We start from the raw sequence: 19,609 nt of genomic DNA, 5'->3' as shown, positions 1-19,609 counted from the left end.
ATTTTTTCTCCACTCTTCAAAAATCTTTAATTTAACTTAGTTTCATTTTACGCCTTTATTAAATAATTACCACCTTTTATTTATCTAAATGTTGGCCGATAATAATTCCAAATTTGATAGGCATAATCATTATTTTCATCAGCTTCGCCTTCAGTCAAAAGCTCTTTTTTCCAGGCACCCTCAATTGGATCTAACATAACATCACCATGGTAGTCAGTAGCTAAATAAGTAACTAATAGCCGATCTGCAATCGGCAAATATGAATCATAAATTCCTTTACCACCAATCACCATTAATTGCTTCTGTTCTTCATCAGCAATCGCTTCTGCCGTTTCAATTGAATAAACCTTTTTAAATCCAACAGGAACTTCCAAATCTTTTTGGTGTGTTAAAACTAAATTAATTCGGTTAGGCAATGGTTGTCCGTGCAAGGACATCATCGTATTTCGGCCCATCAAAACAACCTGATTTTTGGTTTTTTGCGCAAAAAATTTCATATCTCCTTGAACGTGCCATGGAATGGATCCATCTTTAGCAATCGTCCCGTCCTTTGTTTGCGCCCAAATCAATACTTTTTCTGCCATTTACAAACTCCTTTTTAAGCCCGCTCGGACAAATCAGCCCAACGATCCATCGTCTCTTCTAATTTTTGATTATTTTCATCGAGTTCTTTTTGTAAGTCTGCTAATTTACCAAAATCATCGCCGGCTTCATTCATATCGTTAGTGATTTGATCAATTTTTAATTCAAACTCATTAATTCGATCTTCAATAGTTTCAAATTCACGTTGCTCTTTATAAGTAAGCTTCTTTTTAGCCGATTCAACAGGCGTTGCGGCCAATGGAGTTTCGACTAATGTTGATTTTTCTTCAGATTTTATAATATCAGAATCCGTAAGTGTTGGAGCACCATATTGATCTAAATAGTCTGAAAAAGAACCAGTAAATCGATCAATGGTACCTTGTCCTTTAAATATAAGCAAATGATCAGCAACTTTATCTAAGAAATAGCGATCATGGGAAACCGTAATAACCGTCCCTGCAAAATGCTTCAAGTATTCTTCTAAGACAGTTAATGTCCCAATATCAAGATCGTTGGTCGGTTCATCCAGCAACAAAACATTTGGTTGTTGCAATAAAATTTTTAGTAAGAAGAGACGACGCTTTTCACCACCTGATAACTTTCGAATTAAGGTTCCGTGCATGAAGCTCGGAAACAAAAACTGTTCAAGTAAATCAGCAACTGAAACCTTCTCGCCATCACTAGTAGTTACAGACTGGGCCACTTCAGAAAGATATGCAATCACCCGCTTGTCCTCTGGAATAGGTTCAGTTTGTTGAGTGTAGTATCCAAGCTGAACAGTCTCACCAATATCAATTGTTCCCTGATCCAAAGGAGTCTTACCACTAATTACATTTAATAATGTTGATTTACCGGTCCCATTTGGTCCTGTTATTCCGATTCTTTGATTTGCTTGAATTAATTCATTAAAATCTTTTAAAATCGTCATATCATCAAAACTCAATTGAGCCTCATTGATTTCAATAACTTTCTTACCCAACCGCTTTTGACCTAAATTAACTTCAACAGTCCCATCAATTTGAAGCGTACCTTGCTGTTCTTGTAAATCAGAAAAACGAGTTTCACGCGCCTTTTGCTTTGTACTTCGAGCTCGGGCTGAAGTTTTCATCCAAGCTAATTCTTTTTTATAAAGCTGGGAACTCTTGTGATCAGCAATTTCCTCTGCTGCCACACGTTCAGCCTTAGCCAAAACATAATCTTGATAATTACCGGTATATTCATACAACTTTCCAAAGGATAGTTCGAAAACACGGTTAGCAACGTGATCCAAAAAATAACGATCATGGGTGACCGTCATAACTGATCCTGAATAAGTTGCCAAATATTTCTCCAACCATTCTATGGAATCAAAATCAAGATGATTCGTTGGTTCATCCAACAACAAAAGATCAGGTGCTTGGATTAGAACTTGAGCTAACCCCACTCGCTTTTTTTGACCCCCAGACAATGCTTTAATTGGTAAATTCAAATCTGGTAAATGAAGCTGCGAAAGAATCGTTTTAACTTCTGACTCGGCCGTCCAAGCATCCTCTTGGGTCATCCGTTGTTCTAATTTAGTATAGCGATCCTGAGCCTTTTCATCTAAAGGATTTTCAGCATATGTTGTCACCGCTTTTTCATAATCGCGAATTAATTCGAAAACCGGCTGAGCTCCTGCAAAAACAGCCTCCAAAACTAATTTTTCTGGGTCCAGATCTGGATCTTGTGTTAGATAACCGACTGAATAATCATTAGGGGTCTCAATTTCACCATTATCGGCTGGAACTGTCTGGGCTAAAGCATTTAACAAAGTTGTTTTACCAGTCCCATTCACACCTACAATTCCAATTCGATCACCTGTTTCAATCAAGAAAGAGATCTTATCTAATAACGTTTTTTCACCATACACACTCTGCAATTTTATTGCCCGTAGCTGTTTCATTTATTATTATCTCGTATTTCCTAAAATATCTTTATTTAACATTATAACATTAAGATTTTTGTTTTAAGCTAGCCTCGTTGTATTTTTACTGATATTTAAAATAGCACACGATCACTATTTATTTGGTATTTTAATTGCCAAAACCATTCAGTAATAATCCTCGTAACCAATATCCCCAAAGCACTCAATATGTTACATAATATCATATAAATTTGGTGCGAATTTGGTGCCCGTTTTTTTAAATTGTTCTCAAATGGTTTCCGTTTTTGACTAATTATGACGAATAACAAAAAGTCGCTAACCGTTGACATAGAGCCAACAATAGCGACTTAATAACATTCTATGGGCGCAAACGCGTCATAGTTCTTGGGAATGGAATTGCTTCACGAATATGTTCTTCACCCGTGATCCAAGTAACAGCTCGTTCCAAGCCAAGTCCAAATCCAGAATGTGGAACTGAACCGTATTTACGAAGATCTAGATACCAAGCATATTCATCCATATCAAGTCCCTGCTCTTCAATACGTTGAGCTAAGTAATCATAATCAGTATCACGCTCAGAACCACCAATAATTTCACCATAACCTTCAGGTGCTAATAAGTCTGCTGAAATAACCACATCATCCCGTGTTGGATGGCGTTTCATATAGAAAGCCTTGATCTTCTTTGGGAAATTAGTAATAAAGACCGGACTAGCAAAATGATTAGCCAAGAATGTTTCTTCTGGTGAACCGAAATCTACACCCCATTCGACATCAAAGTCATTTTCTTGTAGCAACTTAATAGCATCATCATATGAAACCCGTGGATATGGCAACTTCGTATACGAAGCTAATAGCTCCTTGTCGCGTCCCAAAAGGTCTAATTCATATGAATTACGTTCTAAGACAGAATTAATTAGATAAGCAATATAACGCTCTTGTATTTCTAAGGATGCATCTTGATCCATCCAAGCCATTTCTGGTTCAATCATCCAGAATTCAGTCAAATGACGGCGTGTTTTTGACTTTTCTGCTCGGAAAGTTGGACCAAAAGTAAAGACCTTTCCAAACGCCATAGCTCCCGCTTCAGCATATAATTGACCAGTCTGTGATAAATATGCTTCTGTATCAAAATACTCTGTAGAGAATAATTCAGTCGTTCCCTCAGGTGCTGAACCAGTTAAGAACGGTGCATCGACTTTGATGAACCCTTCTTTATTGAAAAATTCATAAGTTGCTGCAATCATAGTATTTCGGATACGCAACACAGCAAACGGTTGGATGTGACGAAGATATAGATGACGACGATCCATCAAGAAATCTGTTCCATGTTCTTTAGGAGTAATTGGATAATCTTCAGAAGCACCAACTACTACCAAATCCTTGACATCCATTTCGTATCCAAAATCAGAACGAGCATCTTCTTTAATAGTTCCAACTAAGTACATACTTGTTTCTTGCTTTAACTCTTTAGCTTTGGCAAAAATTTCGTCACCCACTTCAGCCTTAACTACAACGGCTTGCATAAAAGCCGTTCCATCACGCAATTGTAGAAATTGTAGTTTACCTGAGCCACGTTTATTACGTAACCAAGCCCCAATTCTAACTTCCTGCCCCACGTAGTTTTTGACATCCTCTAATCGAATTGTATCCATCTTGTTTCTCCTCTAATTATTTTAATCATTGTTACATTTATAAATTATTAATCGACCGTACCACTTTACCATTAGTAAATTGAACGGTGATAAAATTCAAATTTCCATTTTGGTCAATAAATTTAACTTCCCAAACCGGCACTTTTTTATAAATACCCATTCCAATATTAGTGATCTTTTTTGGTTGATATTTTTGTTCGACTTGTTTTTTAACGGTTTGATAAGACTTTCCCTCATTCATCGCCAAAACCGTCATATCTTTAGTCTTCGCATTCACAATTACGCCTGTCTTTTTATTCTTATCGTTTTTACCAATCAAAGTATAATAATCACCTGATCGATTGCTCCAATAAAAATTTTGAACCGACTTTAATTTATGCTTTTTAATAACTAAATTACTGTATTCTTGATTAGCGTGATTAATTGGTTTTGTAGCCGCAACCAAGACACTATAGCCAATAATTGCCAATAAAATTACACCTAGAATTATCCACAAAACCCAATGAGTATGTGATTTTCGCCGATTCAGTTGTCGCATTTGCATGCTATTTTACCCCAATATTTTTATTAATCTTTCATTTTGCACTTAGCTAAGTGTAGCAAACTTAAAGTCAATTTTAAAGCCTGATCCGTGGTTTGATCTCAATTCTAAAAATATTGTCACAACCATTTTTAAAATTGTTGTTTTTATTAAGATCAGACATGAATTATTATTCTTTATCTTTGTTATCTAAATCTTGCTGATCAAAAAAATGAACTAATTGTTCTACCATCTGACTAGCTGGAATTACTTGACTTGGTAATTCATCTGGCAACATTTTAAGCATCGTTTTCCCATATTGTTTATGAACAATACGTGAATCCAAAATAACAATAGCCCCATAATCTTGATCTGAACGAATCAGACGTCCCACTCCTTGACGTAACTTAAGTGTAGCCTTGGGTAAAGTAATCTGATGGAAAAAGCTTTGCTTACTAGCTGTAAACTGCTGTTCTTCAACCTTTTGTAAAATCGTATCTGGTTGTTCAAAGGGCAATCTAGTCAGAATCAAAAGTTCTAATTGCTGTTTAGGTAAATCAATTCCTTCCCAAAAACTAAGTGCACCAAAAACCATCAATTCTTTTTCATTTTGCAAACGTTTTAAAATTTTCGACTTATTTCCGGAAATTCCTTGAGCCAAAACAGTCATTTTGCTTTCATGATAAATTTTATTTTCCGTTACTAAGCGATAAACGCGATCCATTAATTCCAGTGAAGTAAACAGTACTAAAGTGTTTTTTGATAATTTTCCCAAGATTGCTAAAATCTGCTTTGCTAAATAATTACCATAATCAGGTGCACTAGGAACTACACCATCTTCAATCAATAACATTTCTGCTTGTTTAGACCAATTGAATGATTCTTTAAACTTCTCAACTTGTGCAGTTTTAGCATCTAAATTCAGACGCGTGTACAAGTAAGTTGACTTAGCACTATTAAATAGTGTGGCGCCAATCATCAATGGTGGTAAGAAAGATGGATAAAGATTGTTTTTAAAATAGTCCTTTGTATGTAATAAAGCTCCTGTTAATTGGATACTAGGTCCATTCTGACCATGATAGTCTGTTAACCAAAAGACACTAGTCTCAGCATAATCGATCATAGAATCTTGGAAAGTTTGTAGAGTATTTATCGTTTGACCAATTTTTTCCACTAAATAACGAAAATCGGCCAAACTTTGACGCTCACTAATACTAAAAGGCGTCCCTACCTGAATAAAGGCTTCCATCATTTCATTCAAAGTCACTTGTAAAGTCTGAATTAACTGTTTTACCTGGCTAAAATCATTTTGATGTTCAACCCAAAAACGAGTTAAGTTATCAGATGTAACTAAATACTCATCTTTTCCTACCGTCGCAGGCATCTTGACACTCAAAATAAATTGTCGATATAGACTTTGTTGAATATTTGTTAGATGAATCAACAATTGTGCAAAGCTTTCTATAAAATTTTTTTCCAATTGATGCCCTTTTGGCAGACGTTCCAATATCAATTGCAAATCATTATTTTTATTAGTTGTTAAGGAATGTTGCAATAATTCCGTTTGCGCGATTAAACTAGACCAATTAACTTGGTGCCGGCTATGTTGCAGAACAACATCTGGTAAATTCTGGGCCTCATCAATAACCAAAAAAGGTTTCTTCTCTTGTTGAGTAATTTGGTTAATTTGGCGAGTCAAGTAGGCATGATTAACAACTAAGAACGTAGCTTGACTACTCAAAATTAATTGGCGATGTACAAATTCATGTTGATAAAATTTTGATGCTTCTGGATTATTGGCCGTTTGCGTCAATTGCCGTAAAAAATCAGGACTAACGTTATTCAAATTCAATTCATCAAAATCTCCAGTTAACGTCTCTGTCAACCATACTAAAATTTGTGCTTTCACAAATTGCATGGCGATCGAACCTTCATCGCGCACTAACGAGCGCTTAAAACTTTGTAAGTTCAAATAATTTTGCTGACCTTTTAGTTGAACCCCACGTACCTCAAACGGTAGTAAAGATTTAAGTGTTTGATTAATTGTAGTGTTAACTTGCTTTTGTAGCGCCTTAGTCGGTACTGATAAGACAACTTGACGCCCTTGTTGTAGCACCAAATACGCAAGTGGAACCAAATAGCCTAAAGTTTTACCCATTCCCGTTGGGGCTTCAACAACCATTGCATTTTCACCAGGATTAGTTGATAAATCATCAGTTCTACAATAATGTTCATAAATCTGATTCATAAGGCGTGCTTGTTGATGGCGATAGTCTAAATCGGGAGCTAATAATGTTTTCTGCTCTTCTTCTTTTTTAGGATAATGTAATTCCGGTTGGTGTTGCTTATAAGCTGATGGGACTGAAAAGCGTCTTAAAACCAAACGATCAACAACTTCTAAATTATTAGCAAGTGGTTGAGGATGTCGCCTGTTTTCCGCCAACGCCCAAGCAAAAATTTGTTTTGTTTCCCGTGGTAATGCCAAAGGTAAATCATTTAGTTGTTGAAGCGTGATCATCGGCAATCCCAATGCTTTCCGTTGGGCAGCAATCAATAATTCACCCGTTGCTTTAGCATCACTATCAGCTCTATGCGGGTTCAAATGGTCAATTCCTAGTTGTTGCGTAAGATCACCTAATCGATAACTTGAAGCAGTAGGCCACAAAATCTGTGCTAAAGCTACAGTGTCTAAAGCTAGATTTGTTAACGGTGTTAGTCCTACTCGTTCAAATTCAGCATTTAAAAAAGGAAGATCAAAATTAACATTATGCGCAACAAAGACCGTCTCGCTGAGCATAGCATGCAAAGTTTGTGCCACATCCTCAAAATATGGCATTTTTTTCACCATTGCATCATTAATATGTGTTAATTTTTGAATTCCAATCGGGATTGATTGTCCCGGATTAACCAATGTTGAAAAATGGTTTATAATTTTTTGGTTCCGCACAAAAGCAACCGCTACCTGCATTATTCGGCCGGCCTGATTTTGATTACTCGTTGTTTCTAAATCAACGACGGCATAAATCGTTTTTGCATCCACAATCTAACCTCACATGTTCCATAATGTCCTTCCAATTGTACCATGAGTTTACATTTTAGGTGGTTTAAAATTACCGTTTTAACCCATTTAAATCATGAAAATATCATTCTGCCATAAATTATAAAATAGCTATAAATTCATTTGACTTTCTTAAATTATCGCTATTATTAAGGTATAGAATCTTTAAATGCTTCAATATTAGCTAAAAAGTTGGTAAAATGTATTGATTAATAATATTTTTAGAAATGGTGGTTCAATGTCTTGAAAAAAACATCAATCGGTAAAAGTCACGCCAAAGTAATTTTAATGGGTGAACACTCGGTCGTCTATGGCCAACCAGCGATTGCTTTACCGCTTCCCGATATTACTTTTACTGCCACAATTGAAGAACGACTAGCTGGTCAAATTATTTTTACTCCAACGTATCAAGGACCTTTCTCTGGTTTGGCTGAAGGTTATGAGGGAATTCGACAGTTAGTCAATCGACTACTTATCAATTTCAACGCAATCAAGCAACCATTTACCTTACGTCTTCGCTCCGATATTCCTCAAGAACGAGGGATGGGTTCTTCAGCCGCTAGTGCCACTGCAATTATTCGCGCTTTTTACGATTTTTTTGATACTAGCCTTGATGCTGTTACATTACAAAAATGGACGGCCATTGAAGAAAGAATCACACATGGAACACCATCTGGTTTAGATGCCGCAACAGTCTCAAGTAATTCTCCCATCTGGTTTATTAAACATAAAATAACCCAATCGTTCTCGTTGAATTTACAAGGGGTGATTGTCCTAGCCGATACTGGGATCAAAGGTCAAACTGGTTTAGCAGTTTCCGTAGTCCGCAGCCTATTGGAAGAAAACCCTGTTGAAGCTAAGCAACATATTAAAGAATTGGGTTCGTTAGCCACTCAAGCGCAACAAGCCCTACAAACTAATAATTTGAAAGAATTGGGTAATTTAATGAATCAAGCCCAACTAGAATTAACAGCTCTTGAAGTATCACATCCCAAATTAGATATTCTAATTAATGCTGCTAAAAAAGCCGGAGCCCTTGGTGCTAAGTTGACCGGTGGCGGGATTGGCGGAACAATGTTAGCTCTGGCGCCCAATCAAGAAGTAGCCAACAAAATTATTGCATCATTAGAGGCTGCGGGGGCCAATGAAGTTTGGACTCAAACCTACCCTACTCATTAAAAAAAGGAGAACTTAATCATGGTGGCTTTTACAGCGCGTGCACATACAAATATTGCCCTGTTGAAATATTGGGGGAAAGCAGATCAAAAATTAATAATCCCCACCACCACCTCGATTAGCCTAACTTTAAATGAATTTTATACAGAAACCACCGTTGAATTTAATGATGATTTAGCAAATGATCAAATAACTTTAGATCACCAATCCTTAAAAGCAAAGGATCAGAAAAAAATCATTAACTTTCTGGATTTAATTCGCGCACAAGCCAATATCAATACATACGCCAAGGTTGAATCATTTAATCATGTTCCAACCGCTGCTGGCTTAGCATCGTCTGCCTCTGCATTTGCAGCTTTAGCTGGTGCGTCTGCTGCAGCCGCTGGTCTTGACCTAACACCTGCTGACCTTTCTCGCTTAGCACGTCAAGGTTCAGGTTCTGCCAGCCGTTCGATCTTTGGCGGCTTCGTTCAGTGGGATCGAGGAACTGATCATCAAACTTCTGTTGCCCATCCGCTTCAGGAACAAGTCGATTGGCCCATTCAGCTCTTGACAGTAATTGTTTCAGATCAACCTAAAAAAATAAATTCTCGTGGTGGAATGCAGAACGCCATGCAAAATTCTCCCTTTTATCAAAGTTGGGTTGAACGTTCCAACGCGCTTGTTAAACCAATGCAAACAGCGATCAATCAACATGACCTAGCCACCTTAGGAAAAATTGCTGAACAAAATGCATTAGAGATGCATGCCCAAAATATGGTAGCTAACCCTCCATTCTTTTACTTAACTGATATTTCATGGAAGATCATCAATTTGGTTCAAGAATTACGAGAAAATGGTCTAAAAGTCTATGCGACTATGGATGCAGGACCTAATGTAAAAATAATCTCACATCCAGATGACACTGAAAAAATTGAAGATGCTTTGCATACAATCTTACCTGAAATAACAATTCAAGTAGCTACGCCGGGCCCAGGGTTAAAAATCTGGCAGAATGGGGCCACACATGCTTAAGCTTCAGATTCCGGGTAAATTATTTTTAGCAGGTGAATTTGCAGTTACTCATAGTGGTCACTCTAGTTTAGTGATGGCGATTGATCGATACATTGACTTTAAAATTAAACCAGCTTCACAAATAGAAATCCAAAGCGATCTCTTAGGAGCATATTCCATTCCTAATAATCAATTAAAAAATTTACCTAATACTCTTGATGAACAATGGCAACTAATTCAATCAGCACTGAATATCTTTGAGGAATTTCGGAAAGATTTAGAAAAATCACCTGCACTAAAGCCTTTCAGTTTAGAAATTGAAAGCCATCTGAGCATCGATCACATTAAAATCGGTTTGGGATCATCTGGCGCAACGGTGGTCGGAGTATTGGCTAGTTTGTTACAATTTCATCAGATCTCTTTCTCTAAAACAAAGCTTTTTAAATTAGCATCTTTAGCTCTCCTCCAACTCCCTAAATTCAAAAAAGGATCAATGGGTGATATCGCAGCAGCATGTTTTGGCGGAATTGTCTTTTATCAAAAATTTGATCAAGCTTGGGTGGAAAAAGAAAAACGCCAAACTTCACTTCTCAATTTAATTAATATGGAATGGCCTTTATTAAAATTAGAAAATGCCCATTTACCAAATAATTGGCACCTTCTTGTGGGTTGGACTAAAAGTCCTGCTGATACCCAAACTAGTTTAAAACAAATCAATCAAAGTAAATCACAAGAATTAGAATCAGAATTTTTAATAGATTCTGATCGAGATGTCTTAAAAATACAAAAATCACTTGCACAAAATGATTGGTCTGCTTTTAATTTGGCAATAACTTCAATTCAGAAGACATTAATTAATTACACTATTAATCAAAATATACCTTATCAAACACCAGCTTTACAGCACTTTTTATCCGATGCAAAGTTATTTAATCTTCCTAGTAAAATATCAGGGGCTGGAAATGGCGACAACGGTATTGCTTTTACATTAAATCGTATTCCCGATCCTAAACTATTAGATACTTGGAAAACTCATGGTATTCAAAATCTCCCTCTTAACATTGCACCGGTGAAAGGAACTTATTATGGAATCTGAACACGCACATCGTAAAGATGAACACTTAGCTTTAGCGGAAGCTGAATTTAAAAAAAATCCCCCGATTTCATCACTTGAGCAAATCCGCTTAATTCATCGATCTTTGCCAGAAACAAATGTCCAAGAAATCAATCTACAGGTTCAAGATTCAGCTTTGGGTTGGGATTATCCTTTCTACATTGAAGCTATGACCGGTGGAAGTCAAAAGACAGGTGAGATTAATGAACAGCTAGCTAAAATCGCAAAAATAACCGGATTAGCCATGGCTGTCGGTTCACAAAGTATCGCTCTCAAAGATCATAATGCTATTTCTTCTTTTGAAGTTGCTCGTAAATCCAATCCTGATGGTTTTTTAATTGCCAACTTAGGAGCAGGACATACTGCTCATGAAGCTCAACAAGTAGTTGATATGATTGGCGCTAACGCGCTTGAAATCCATGTAAATGTAGCCCAAGAAATTGTAATGGCTGAAGGGGATCGTGATTTTCATTGGATGGAATCAATTGGGGAAATCATTAATACGATTCACGTTCCAGTAATCATTAAAGAAGTTGGCTTTGGAATGGATCAACAAACTATTAAGCAACTTGAACAAATGGGTGCTCAATATATTAATGTCGGTGGCCGTTCTGGTACTAATTTCGCAATAATTGAAGATCGAAGAAACCGCACTACTGTAACTAAGCAAAGTCATCAATATTTATACGATTGGGGTCAAACTACAGCAGAATCGCTATTAGAAACTAAAGATAGCCATGCTAAGATTTTGGCTACTGGTGGCATCACCTCTCCCCTTGATGTTGTTAAGGCTCAGGTCTTAGGCGCTAAGGCAGTGGGGGTTGCCGGTTACTTTTTACATGACCTACTTAAATATGGTCCGGATCACTTAATTGAAACCATTCAATTATGGCAATCTCATCTGCCTAAACTTTATGCTCTAGTAGGTGCAAATGGACAGAATGATTTACCAAATGTTCCATATATTTTAAGCCCTGAGTTAAATAGTTATGCTCAACAACGTCATTTAGATTAGCCTAATTTTTAAATTTTTATTAATAGAAGTTGCGATTTAATAAACTATTACGTCAAAAAAGCGAACTTGCTAAACAAGTTCGCTTTTTATTTATATACTTAAGCTATGAGAAATTTACAAACTGAAACCATTCGCCAACAAACGGATGATCAAATTATTGATGCAACTTTAACACTACTTCAAAGCCAGTCGTATGACCAACTTGCGGTAACTGAAATCACCCGTAAGGCAGGCGTGTCTAGAATGGCTTTCTATCGACATTTCGGGACAAAAGAAAATATTATTCACACGATCATTGAACAATTAACCAATGATTTTTCACATGATGCCCAGCACCTCCCGCAAGATTCAAGAGCGGTAGCGCAAGCATTTTTTGAATTCATCCAAGCTAACGCGGTTGAGATTGCCATTCTTTTAAATGCAGGTCTCCGCGAACAATTCTACCCGCCTTTGCGAGATATCTTGCATGACTTGTATTCTGATATTTTACGTAATCATGCTACTAATGCTGCAATTGTCGATTATATTTCAGACTTCACTGCTTCTGGTATGCTAGCAATTGCGATTCGTTGGATTTCAACAGGAATGCACGATTCAATTGAAAGTTTAGCAGAGATGGCAAAAGAAATGACAGATGCACAAGGATCATTTCTATAAAAATTTAATACCATTCCAAAATAAAAGATTGAACCTAACATCTCTGTTTAGGTTCAATCTTTTTTAATTCTAATTATATTGAGTAATTGTCGTAAATACATTCTAATTTATTTGACCCGTTCTCCTTGATTTTCGCTATTATCAGCTAAATTATCTTTCACTGAATCATAGCCATCCTTTGTTTTATCCTTAATAGTTTGACCCATATCACCCGCTTTGTCTTGCAAAGTTACTTGATTTTTGTTGAATTCACGAGCAGTTTGAATATCTACTACCTTTACATTCAACTCGATCAACTCAAGACCTGTCATTTCCATGATTTTAGTCTTAACCAATTCTTGAATCTTTTGATAGATGGTACGAGCATCCTTTCCAAATTCGGTAATGATATCGAGATCTACCGCAACTTGCTCTTTACCAACTTCAACTTCTACACCTTCTGTGGGATTTGAACTATTAACCAACTTGTTTTTAACATTTGCAATAAATCCAGCGTCAATTCCAAGTAGTCCATCAATTTTCTCAATTGAATAACCCACAATTTTTTGAATAACTTTATCATCAAAAGTTAAATCGCCTTTAATTACTTGATTTTTATTACTTCCCTTTTCCATAATAATATCTCCTTTTTTATGATTCAGTAAATATTTGTTTGATTTTTTCAAATGATATATTCCAATTTTGAATGATCCAACCAATAAACCAACCAATTCCACCAAATAAAATAACTAAAACAGAATTCCAGAATCCAAAAACTAGAATCAAAATTGCTAGTAATAAGCCAATGACTAGTCCAATTTTAGATGCTTCTAATTTTAAATTTTGCATCTCCTTACCTCCTTCTACTAAAGGACGCGAATATTCTTACTATTTTTTGGGCGATTTATAACAATATTTGTATTAATTTTATTTATATCAGTATTTTTAAGTAATTCATTTAAATCCTTGTTAATTTGGTCTTGTAATCTTATGATTTTTTGTACTTTATCTTGTTGATATTTTGATTCGGCAGATACCTTAATCTTAATTGAATGAACTTGGTTTTTTATTTTAATATTGATATTTTCCAAATTTTCATCTTTAAATCTTTGATTAATAAAACTACTAATCCCGCGATTATCAAGAGCCAATTTTCCACTCTTCTGATTGGTTAATACAACATTATTCTTAGCCGATGGCCAGAAAATAATCGTAAATAACATAATAATCAAAAAAACAACACAAATTATCAGATAAATTTCGATAATTGTTTCAACGGTAAAATTATTAATATTGTTTTGAATTAACCATGCATTAATTTGATTCCCTATCATTTTACTTTCATGAGGTTTAATCATTGATATGAAAGGGAATATATACAATATAGTAACAATAGCCATTAATATTTTTTTCCATTTTTTCATATTATCAACCGCCTTTATTTCATTCTATTAATAACCAATGAAATAATTAATACTAATATAATTACCCTCAATAGCAATAGAATTAAAACTATACCAGACAATGTTGGCCCTTAAATATTTATCCTAATCACAAACCAACAATATTATAAAAGATACTAATAATGCCACATAATCCTAATGGCTAACATTCCAATAATTAAACTCGAATAGAATCACCTCCTTTTTGTATACGTTTACATTGTTGCTATAATTATATTCTAACAATTTTTATTATATTTAGCAAACGATTACATTATAATTAGATTAAAAAATGTAAATGTCTCAAATATCAAAAAGAATATAACCTTTTGTGACTCCTAAATGACATTATTTTTCCATTTGTCTATAAAAGATTTTAAACAAAAAATGATGGGCATAAAAAAGAATTTTATTCTCTCTTATGTCCACCATTTGTATTGTTAATTATTTTTGATTAGCTGCTTCTGTATAAGACGAAAGTGCCGTCTTTAAATCACTATCAGCAATATGAACATCAGCCTTATCTAATTGCTTTCCAATAAAGGTTTGCATTGCCTTTGAATCAGAATTTAATTTATCTTCAACAATAATATCCTTCATCTTTGCCTTTGACTTGGCAAAGCTATCTTTTTTATCCTTTGAATTTAATTTGATAACATAATAACTATCGCTGGTGCTAGTAGTTCCATCAGCTGTTACCTTCACTGGTGTTTCTGACATATCACCAACTTTCAAATTAAAAGCAGCATCACGCACTGTACTATTCACAACAGAAGAACTAACGGTTGAATCAAATTTATCTAGTTTTCCGCCCTTATCCTTCGTAGCGGTATCAGTTGACTTATCTTTTGCTTCATCCTCAAAGCTAGTACCGTCTTTAATATCACTAATCACCTTTTTAGCATCATCTTCTGAATCAGTTTTAATGATTGAAGCACTAACATTTGGTGTATAAGCGTCATAAGTCTGCTTCAATTCTTTATTTGTAAATTTTTGATTAGCTTGATAAGCGGCTTTTTCCAAAGCTGAAAGATAAAGGCTATCCTTATACGATTCAGTTGTCATTCCACTACTTTGCAAGGTTGTCTCAAATGATGAACCATATTGCTTCTTTGCATCAGCATATTGCTTATCAACATCTTTTTGATTTACCTTATCCCCATAATCTTTTTGTAAAACTTGCTTAATCATCAAGTTCGCAAATGTTTGCTTACCCTCTGGTGTTTTCTTCAAATTTTCATATAATTTCTGTTCTGAAATTGAACCTGCATTTGAAGTTGCAACATTTTTTCCGCTTGACAATCCAAAAGCTACCAAACCACCTGCAATAATTATTAATCCACCAAATACTAATAAACCTTTTTTCATAAAAAATAACACTCCTTTATTAATCGTTCTCAATTTTGTTCATCCGAGCACCCATTGCAAATTGACCATTATCAATTTGGGATTCTCGAATCTTCAGATGGGCTGCAAAATCTGGATTAGAATATGAAAGCCGACCTGCTGGGATTGCCCAACTTTGGTTTCGCCAATTTTGGAGCAACACTTCATCATCTGAGGTTACCTGATCTGTCATATATCTTACCATCATTCTAATCCAGTTGACGCCAGTAATTTTATTTAAAAATGCTAAATGTGTAAACGGCATTGGTCTTAAATCATCTGCCTGCACTTCTTGTTCAAAAGGCCAATGGTCAACAACCAATTGATATAAGCCTGGATGAGCCACCTTTAATTTAGGCCGTGGTAATGATTTATAGAGCGATTCAGTCATTACCTTTTGATCAATAATTATCTGAGAATTATCTTGTTGTGCCATTGAAATTGGCGTCAATATTTGACCATCCCAGAAATAATTTACAATTGTTTGTTCATTGTTTTCAGATAAGCTTGTTGGTAAATATTTATCTTTGGCAATGACATTAACTGATACACCCATTTCTCTTAATTTAGTAATTAATTTAATTCGATTTCCCGGAATAAAAACATACTGAGGATTTTCAACTTCTAGAATACTCATCACGTCAGATAATTCTAAAGGCTCATAGTAATGTTTATCAGCAATTTGCGGAATGAATAATAGATCATTAGGATTATTATTCATAACAATCGTTGGAATACCTAAACGTCGCAGCTCTGAACTAACCATCGACATAGTATATGATCCAGCAGCGCCATCCCCTAAGCGAAATGCCCCAGTTCCGACAACCAATGCGGAATTCTGTGAAAGCCGGCTTGTTTCGTTTTCTTTTTCAAATGTGCTATAGAAATGTGGATTGTTTTCATCAAATTCTCCAGCCGACGGATCAAAAGCTTTAAACGTTGGTAAGATATTTTTGTCCCAACGGAAACGCCTAATTTTTTCATACTCTTCATCCCACAACTTAGCCATCAATCCATCACTTAGCCCATAATACTTGGCTTCCCGTAAAATATCCGTATTCCACGGATGAGAGGCAACATCTTCTTCAATACGCATGATCCGTTGTAATTTATAAAAATAGAACGGATTAATTTTAGTCATCTCCGCCAATTCGTCAACAGTATATCCACGACGCAACGCCTCCATCAGTACAAGTATTCGATTATCGCGTGGATGAATAATACGTTCGATTAGATCATCTTCAGATAACGTATTCATAATTGTTGGTGAGAAATCACGACTATTAAAGTGCGCTGCTCGTAAGGCCTTTTCGAGTGCCTCTTCCACACTACGTCCAACTCCAATCGTAGCACCAACTGATTTTTGAATCGTATTTAGCCGATGATCTGTAACCACCCACGAGGCTTCAAACTCACCAAAGCTAAAAACTGGAAAACGTGTCACAATATGATCCATAACTGGTTCTAATAGGGCCGTATTGTCAGTGAAGTTAGATGGTAACTTCACTTCAGTCAAATTCTCACCCATTACCAAGCTAACCATAACTGGCAATAAAGGATAACCCGTTGAAACTGCAATAAATGCTGATTGACGATCAAAATATGGATTTAACCGAGTTACAACATATTCTTCAGTCTCGGAATTAACCGCAAATCGGACCTGAGCCAAGCCAATAATGTTAAATCCTCGCATCAAATTAAAAGCTGATCTACGCAATTTTTGTAAAACTGGGTCAGACAGAGTTTGAATTGGTGTTAGGGCAATTGAATCTGATGTATGAATACCAACTGGATCCATATCTTCGATTCCTCCTACCAAAATCATGTGATCTGAATGATCGCGAAGCACAACCAATGTAATTTCTTGATATCCACTAATTCCTTGATCAATGTTCACCTGTTTCGTTGGGGAGCGTTCTAATGCTAGTTGAACCGCCTCCTCCAATTGCTCTGGACTATTTGCATTTAGACGTAGAGTTCCAGAACTTGAAGTTACAGGTCTAACCACCACTGGAAAATTAATATCCCGAGCAGCATCAAAGGCTTCAGTGACGTTTGTAGCTAACTTTGTTTTAACCCCTGTTTCACCTAAATCTTCCAAATTTCTACGCAAAAGTTCGGTGTTTTGAGTTGCTTCCAAAGCAGCCATTGAAAGACCGAGCATCTTAGGTGTAGCATCTCCCATTGTATTAACAAGTTGGTAAATAATCTGTACCCCAGGTGTCCCGCCAATATTGGCCATCACACTGGCAATATCATATTTTTCAATAATTTCGATTAAATTTTCAACCGTCAAATCAGCAATAACGGGCGTAATATCAGAACGTTCAATTGTAAAATTATAAGGATTATCATCAACTAAAAAGACATTTGCTCCTTTAGCTTTTAATACGGAAACAGCTTGATAGCTAGCAAAATCACTCTCTGTTTCGTGGTTAAAATCATTCGCGGAGCCACCAACGATTAAAACGTTTTCATTCATCGTAAGTTCCCCCCTTTCCGAGCTGTCACCATTTCCATAAATTCTGCAAAAATATCAGTTGCTTCATACGGTCCAGGTGCACCGTCTGGGAAAAACTGAACACTAAATGCTGGATAGTCTCGATGCCTTATCCCTAAAATTGATTTGTCCATCAAATCCAAGTGAGTGACCATTAATTCCGTTTCTTTCAAAGATTCTCGATTGACAGCATAACCACTCCCTTGATTTGCAAAGATGATCTCACCTGTAATTTGCTCTCGAATTGGATGATTCATTCCATGATGTTCAAAAGTCAATGGTTCTAATTCAGCACCATTTGCAAGGGCAAATAATTCATGACCTAGTCCAATTCCTAGCAAGGGCATTTCCGTTTGAACCATTCGAATCAATTTTAAAATCGACTCATTTAGCTTCAAAGGATTCCCAGGTCCTGATGATAAAACAATCCCATCTGGATCCAAATTAACAATTTGTTCTAATGTCGCGTCGTATGGTAAAACCGTGATATTAGCATCATAATCTCTTAAACTACGTAAAATTCCATTCTTCAAACCAAAATCTAATATGACTACATCAGCACCTCGACCAGGATTTGCATAAGGTTTAGGTGTTGAAGCCTGTGCCACTTGATTTGTTGGCAAAACCATTGCTCTTAATTGATCAAAAGCGTGGTCGTCTGGAACATCAACAATACTAGCTTTTTGTGTTCCCGTTTTTCTCAAATGTCGAGCTAAAGCCCGTGTATCAATCTGTGAAATTCCAGGTATATTGTGACGCCTCAAAAAAGAGTCTAAACTCATTTGTTGCAGACGATTGGTTGAAACGTCTGAAATTTCACGAGCAACGACTCCTTTAATTGTAGGAACGATTGCCTCATCTGCTCGATGATTAATCCCTGTAGCTCCAATAGTTGGTGTTGTAAACATTACAATTTGATTATGATAAATTGGATTGGTAATAATCTCTTGATACCCCGACATGGCTGTATTAAAGACAATTTCACCAAAAGTTGTTGCGGGTGATCCAAAAGCTTCCCCTTTGAACACCGTTTGGTCTTGTAGTATTAAATATCGCTGGGTCATGAATTGATCCCCTTAATGCTTTTAATTTTAAACTTCTTGATATATTTTTTAAACAATTTCAACAGAATCTTGTTGATCTAATTCTCGTACATGAACTTTAATTCTTTCCGAAGCTGCCGTTGGAATATTTTTACCGACGAAATCAGCACGAATAGGCAATTCACGATGACCTCGATCCACTAAAACTGCTAAATTAACTGCTGCTGGGCGTCCATTATCCATCAAGGCATCCAAGGCTGCTCGAATTGTCCGACCGGTATAAAGCACGTCATCCACTAAGATAACTCGCTTATGATCCAAATTAAGGTCAAAACTATTATCAATTTGTGCCGTATTATCTCGATCGTCGCGATAATTTGAGATATCAAGTTCTAAGACTGGCACTTGAGCATTTTCCAATTGTTGCAATCGTTCCCCGATTCGCCGCGCCAAATAAACGCCACGTGTTTTAATTCCCACGAGAACTAAATTATCAATTCCTTTATTTCGTTCAATAATTTCATAAGTAATTCGAGTTAAAGCCCGTTGCATCGACATTGCATCAACAATTTTTTTAGCTGCCATTT

The 19,609-nt window shown here is 36.0% G+C and carries 17 protein-coding genes; 5 read left to right on the top strand and 12 right to left on the bottom strand.

The window, feature by feature from the left end:
* Positions 1-80 precede the first annotated feature (80 nt).
* From WKK_RS06420 to WKK_RS06400, 5 genes are all read right to left on the bottom strand, one after another.
* On the bottom strand, positions 81-584 hold the full coding sequence (locus WKK_RS06420) for a dihydrofolate reductase (protein WP_006845283.1): 504 nt from the start codon (positions 582-584) through the stop codon (positions 81-83).
* Between the two features lie 14 nt (positions 585-598).
* A complete protein-coding gene (locus tag WKK_RS06415; RefSeq protein ID WP_006845282.1) occupies positions 599-2,503 on the bottom strand; it encodes an ABC-F family ATP-binding cassette domain-containing protein in 1,905 nt (634 codons plus the stop codon).
* A 340-nt stretch (positions 2,504-2,843) separates the two neighbouring features.
* Positions 2,844-4,139, bottom strand: a complete 1,296-nt coding sequence (gene asnS, locus WKK_RS06410; protein ID WP_006845281.1) for an asparagine--tRNA ligase — start codon at positions 4,137-4,139, stop codon at positions 2,844-2,846.
* Between the two features lie 37 nt (positions 4,140-4,176).
* Positions 4,177-4,683 carry a cell wall elongation regulator TseB-like domain-containing protein gene (locus WKK_RS06405; RefSeq protein WP_006845280.1) on the bottom strand — a complete coding sequence of 169 codons (507 nt, stop codon included), beginning with the start codon at positions 4,681-4,683 and terminating at the stop codon, positions 4,177-4,179.
* Between the two features lie 166 nt (positions 4,684-4,849).
* Positions 4,850-7,699: a helicase C-terminal domain-containing protein gene (locus WKK_RS06400; RefSeq protein ID WP_013989815.1), complete on the bottom strand. Its 2,850-nt coding sequence runs from the start codon at positions 7,697-7,699 to the stop codon at positions 4,850-4,852.
* A gap of 261 nt (positions 7,700-7,960) precedes the next feature.
* On the opposite strand from WKK_RS06400, the gene mvk reads away from it, so the two are divergent.
* From mvk to WKK_RS06375, 5 genes are all read left to right on the top strand, one after another.
* Positions 7,961-8,896 (top strand): mevalonate kinase, encoded by a 936-nt coding sequence (mvk, locus tag WKK_RS06395; protein ID WP_006845278.1) that lies wholly within the window; start codon positions 7,961-7,963, stop codon positions 8,894-8,896.
* 18 nt (positions 8,897-8,914) lie between these two features.
* A complete protein-coding gene (mvaD, locus tag WKK_RS06390) occupies positions 8,915-9,907 on the top strand; it encodes a diphosphomevalonate decarboxylase (protein WP_013989814.1) in 993 nt (330 codons plus the stop codon).
* Positions 9,900-10,982: a phosphomevalonate kinase gene (locus WKK_RS06385; RefSeq protein WP_006845276.1), complete on the top strand. Its 1,083-nt coding sequence runs from the start codon at positions 9,900-9,902 to the stop codon at positions 10,980-10,982. Before mvaD ends, WKK_RS06385 begins: the two co-directional genes overlap by 8 nt.
* Complete coding sequence (gene fni / locus WKK_RS06380) at positions 10,972-12,015, top strand: type 2 isopentenyl-diphosphate Delta-isomerase (RefSeq protein WP_006845275.1); 1,044 nt, start codon at positions 10,972-10,974, stop codon at positions 12,013-12,015. The genes WKK_RS06385 and fni overlap by 11 nt, the downstream gene beginning before the upstream one ends.
* Before the next feature lie 105 nt (positions 12,016-12,120).
* Positions 12,121-12,672: a TetR/AcrR family transcriptional regulator gene (locus WKK_RS06375; protein ID WP_006845274.1), complete on the top strand. Its 552-nt coding sequence runs from the start codon at positions 12,121-12,123 to the stop codon at positions 12,670-12,672.
* Between the two features lie 107 nt (positions 12,673-12,779).
* Here WKK_RS06375 and WKK_RS06370 read toward each other — a convergent pair whose 3' ends face one another.
* The 7 genes from WKK_RS06370 to pyrR form a co-directional block, all read right to left on the bottom strand.
* Positions 12,780-13,286: an Asp23/Gls24 family envelope stress response protein gene (locus tag WKK_RS06370; RefSeq protein WP_006845273.1), complete on the bottom strand. Its 507-nt coding sequence runs from the start codon at positions 13,284-13,286 to the stop codon at positions 12,780-12,782.
* A 16-nt stretch (positions 13,287-13,302) separates the two neighbouring features.
* Positions 13,303-13,500 carry a DUF2273 domain-containing protein gene (locus WKK_RS06365; protein ID WP_006845272.1) on the bottom strand — a complete coding sequence of 66 codons (198 nt, stop codon included), beginning with the start codon at positions 13,498-13,500 and terminating at the stop codon, positions 13,303-13,305.
* A gap of 17 nt (positions 13,501-13,517) precedes the next feature.
* Complete coding sequence (gene amaP, locus WKK_RS06360) at positions 13,518-14,075, bottom strand: alkaline shock response membrane anchor protein AmaP (protein ID WP_006845271.1); 558 nt, start codon at positions 14,073-14,075, stop codon at positions 13,518-13,520.
* Between the two features lie 462 nt (positions 14,076-14,537).
* The gene (locus WKK_RS06355; protein WP_006845270.1) at positions 14,538-15,461 is read right to left on the bottom strand and encodes a peptidylprolyl isomerase; all 924 of its coding nucleotides are present in this window, start codon (positions 15,459-15,461) and stop codon (positions 14,538-14,540) included.
* Positions 15,462-15,480: 19 nt separating this feature from the next.
* On the bottom strand, positions 15,481-17,961 hold the full coding sequence (locus WKK_RS06350; RefSeq protein ID WP_013989813.1) for an ATP-binding protein: 2,481 nt from the start codon (positions 17,959-17,961) through the stop codon (positions 15,481-15,483).
* Positions 17,958-19,043, bottom strand: coding sequence for a carbamoyl phosphate synthase small subunit (locus WKK_RS06345; protein ID WP_013989812.1), 1,086 nt, complete (start codon positions 19,041-19,043; stop codon positions 17,958-17,960). The genes WKK_RS06350 and WKK_RS06345 overlap by 4 nt, the downstream gene beginning before the upstream one ends.
* Before the next feature lie 48 nt (positions 19,044-19,091).
* A complete protein-coding gene (pyrR, locus tag WKK_RS06340) occupies positions 19,092-19,607 on the bottom strand; it encodes a bifunctional pyr operon transcriptional regulator/uracil phosphoribosyltransferase PyrR (RefSeq protein ID WP_013989811.1) in 516 nt (171 codons plus the stop codon).
* Positions 19,608-19,609 lie beyond the last annotated feature (2 nt).

The organism is Weissella koreensis KACC 15510 (genome assembly GCF_000219805.1).
Classification (GTDB): Bacteria; Bacillota; Bacilli; order Lactobacillales; family Lactobacillaceae; genus Weissella; species Weissella koreensis.
Note: the sequence above shows the minus strand (reverse complement) of the source record. Positions and strands in the feature narration are given on the sequence as shown.

What these genes read in the sequence shown, in the direction of transcription:
- WKK_RS06420 (WP_006845283.1), bottom strand. Translation starts at nt 584, where the DNA reads ATGGCAGAAAAAGTATTGATTTGGGCGCAAACAAAGGACGGGACGATT.
- WKK_RS06415 (WP_006845282.1), bottom strand. Translation starts at nt 2,503, where the DNA reads ATGAAACAGCTACGGGCAATAAAATTGCAGAGTGTGTATGGTGAAAAA.
- asnS (WP_006845281.1), bottom strand. Translation starts at nt 4,139, where the DNA reads ATGGATACAATTCGATTAGAGGATGTCAAAAACTACGTGGGGCAGGAA.
- WKK_RS06405 (WP_006845280.1), bottom strand. Translation starts at nt 4,683, where the DNA reads ATGCAAATGCGACAACTGAATCGGCGAAAATCACATACTCATTGGGTT.
- mvaD (WP_013989814.1), top strand. Translation starts at nt 8,915, where the DNA reads ATGGTGGCTTTTACAGCGCGTGCACATACAAATATTGCCCTGTTGAAA.
- WKK_RS06385 (WP_006845276.1), top strand. Translation starts at nt 9,900, where the DNA reads ATGCTTAAGCTTCAGATTCCGGGTAAATTATTTTTAGCAGGTGAATTT.
- fni (WP_006845275.1), top strand. Translation starts at nt 10,972, where the DNA reads ATGGAATCTGAACACGCACATCGTAAAGATGAACACTTAGCTTTAGCG.
- WKK_RS06375 (WP_006845274.1), top strand. Translation starts at nt 12,121, where the DNA reads ATGAGAAATTTACAAACTGAAACCATTCGCCAACAAACGGATGATCAA.
- WKK_RS06370 (WP_006845273.1), bottom strand. Translation starts at nt 13,286, where the DNA reads ATGGAAAAGGGAAGTAATAAAAATCAAGTAATTAAAGGCGATTTAACT.
- WKK_RS06365 (WP_006845272.1), bottom strand. Translation starts at nt 13,500, where the DNA reads ATGCAAAATTTAAAATTAGAAGCATCTAAAATTGGACTAGTCATTGGC.
- amaP (WP_006845271.1), bottom strand. Translation starts at nt 14,075, where the DNA reads ATGAAAAAATGGAAAAAAATATTAATGGCTATTGTTACTATATTGTAT.
- WKK_RS06355 (WP_006845270.1), bottom strand. Translation starts at nt 15,461, where the DNA reads ATGAAAAAAGGTTTATTAGTATTTGGTGGATTAATAATTATTGCAGGT.
- WKK_RS06350 (WP_013989813.1), bottom strand. Translation starts at nt 17,961, where the DNA reads ATGAATGAAAACGTTTTAATCGTTGGTGGCTCCGCGAATGATTTTAAC.
- WKK_RS06345 (WP_013989812.1), bottom strand. Translation starts at nt 19,043, where the DNA reads ATGACCCAGCGATATTTAATACTACAAGACCAAACGGTGTTCAAAGGG.
- pyrR (WP_013989811.1), bottom strand. Translation starts at nt 19,607, where the DNA reads ATGGCAGCTAAAAAAATTGTTGATGCAATGTCGATGCAACGGGCTTTA.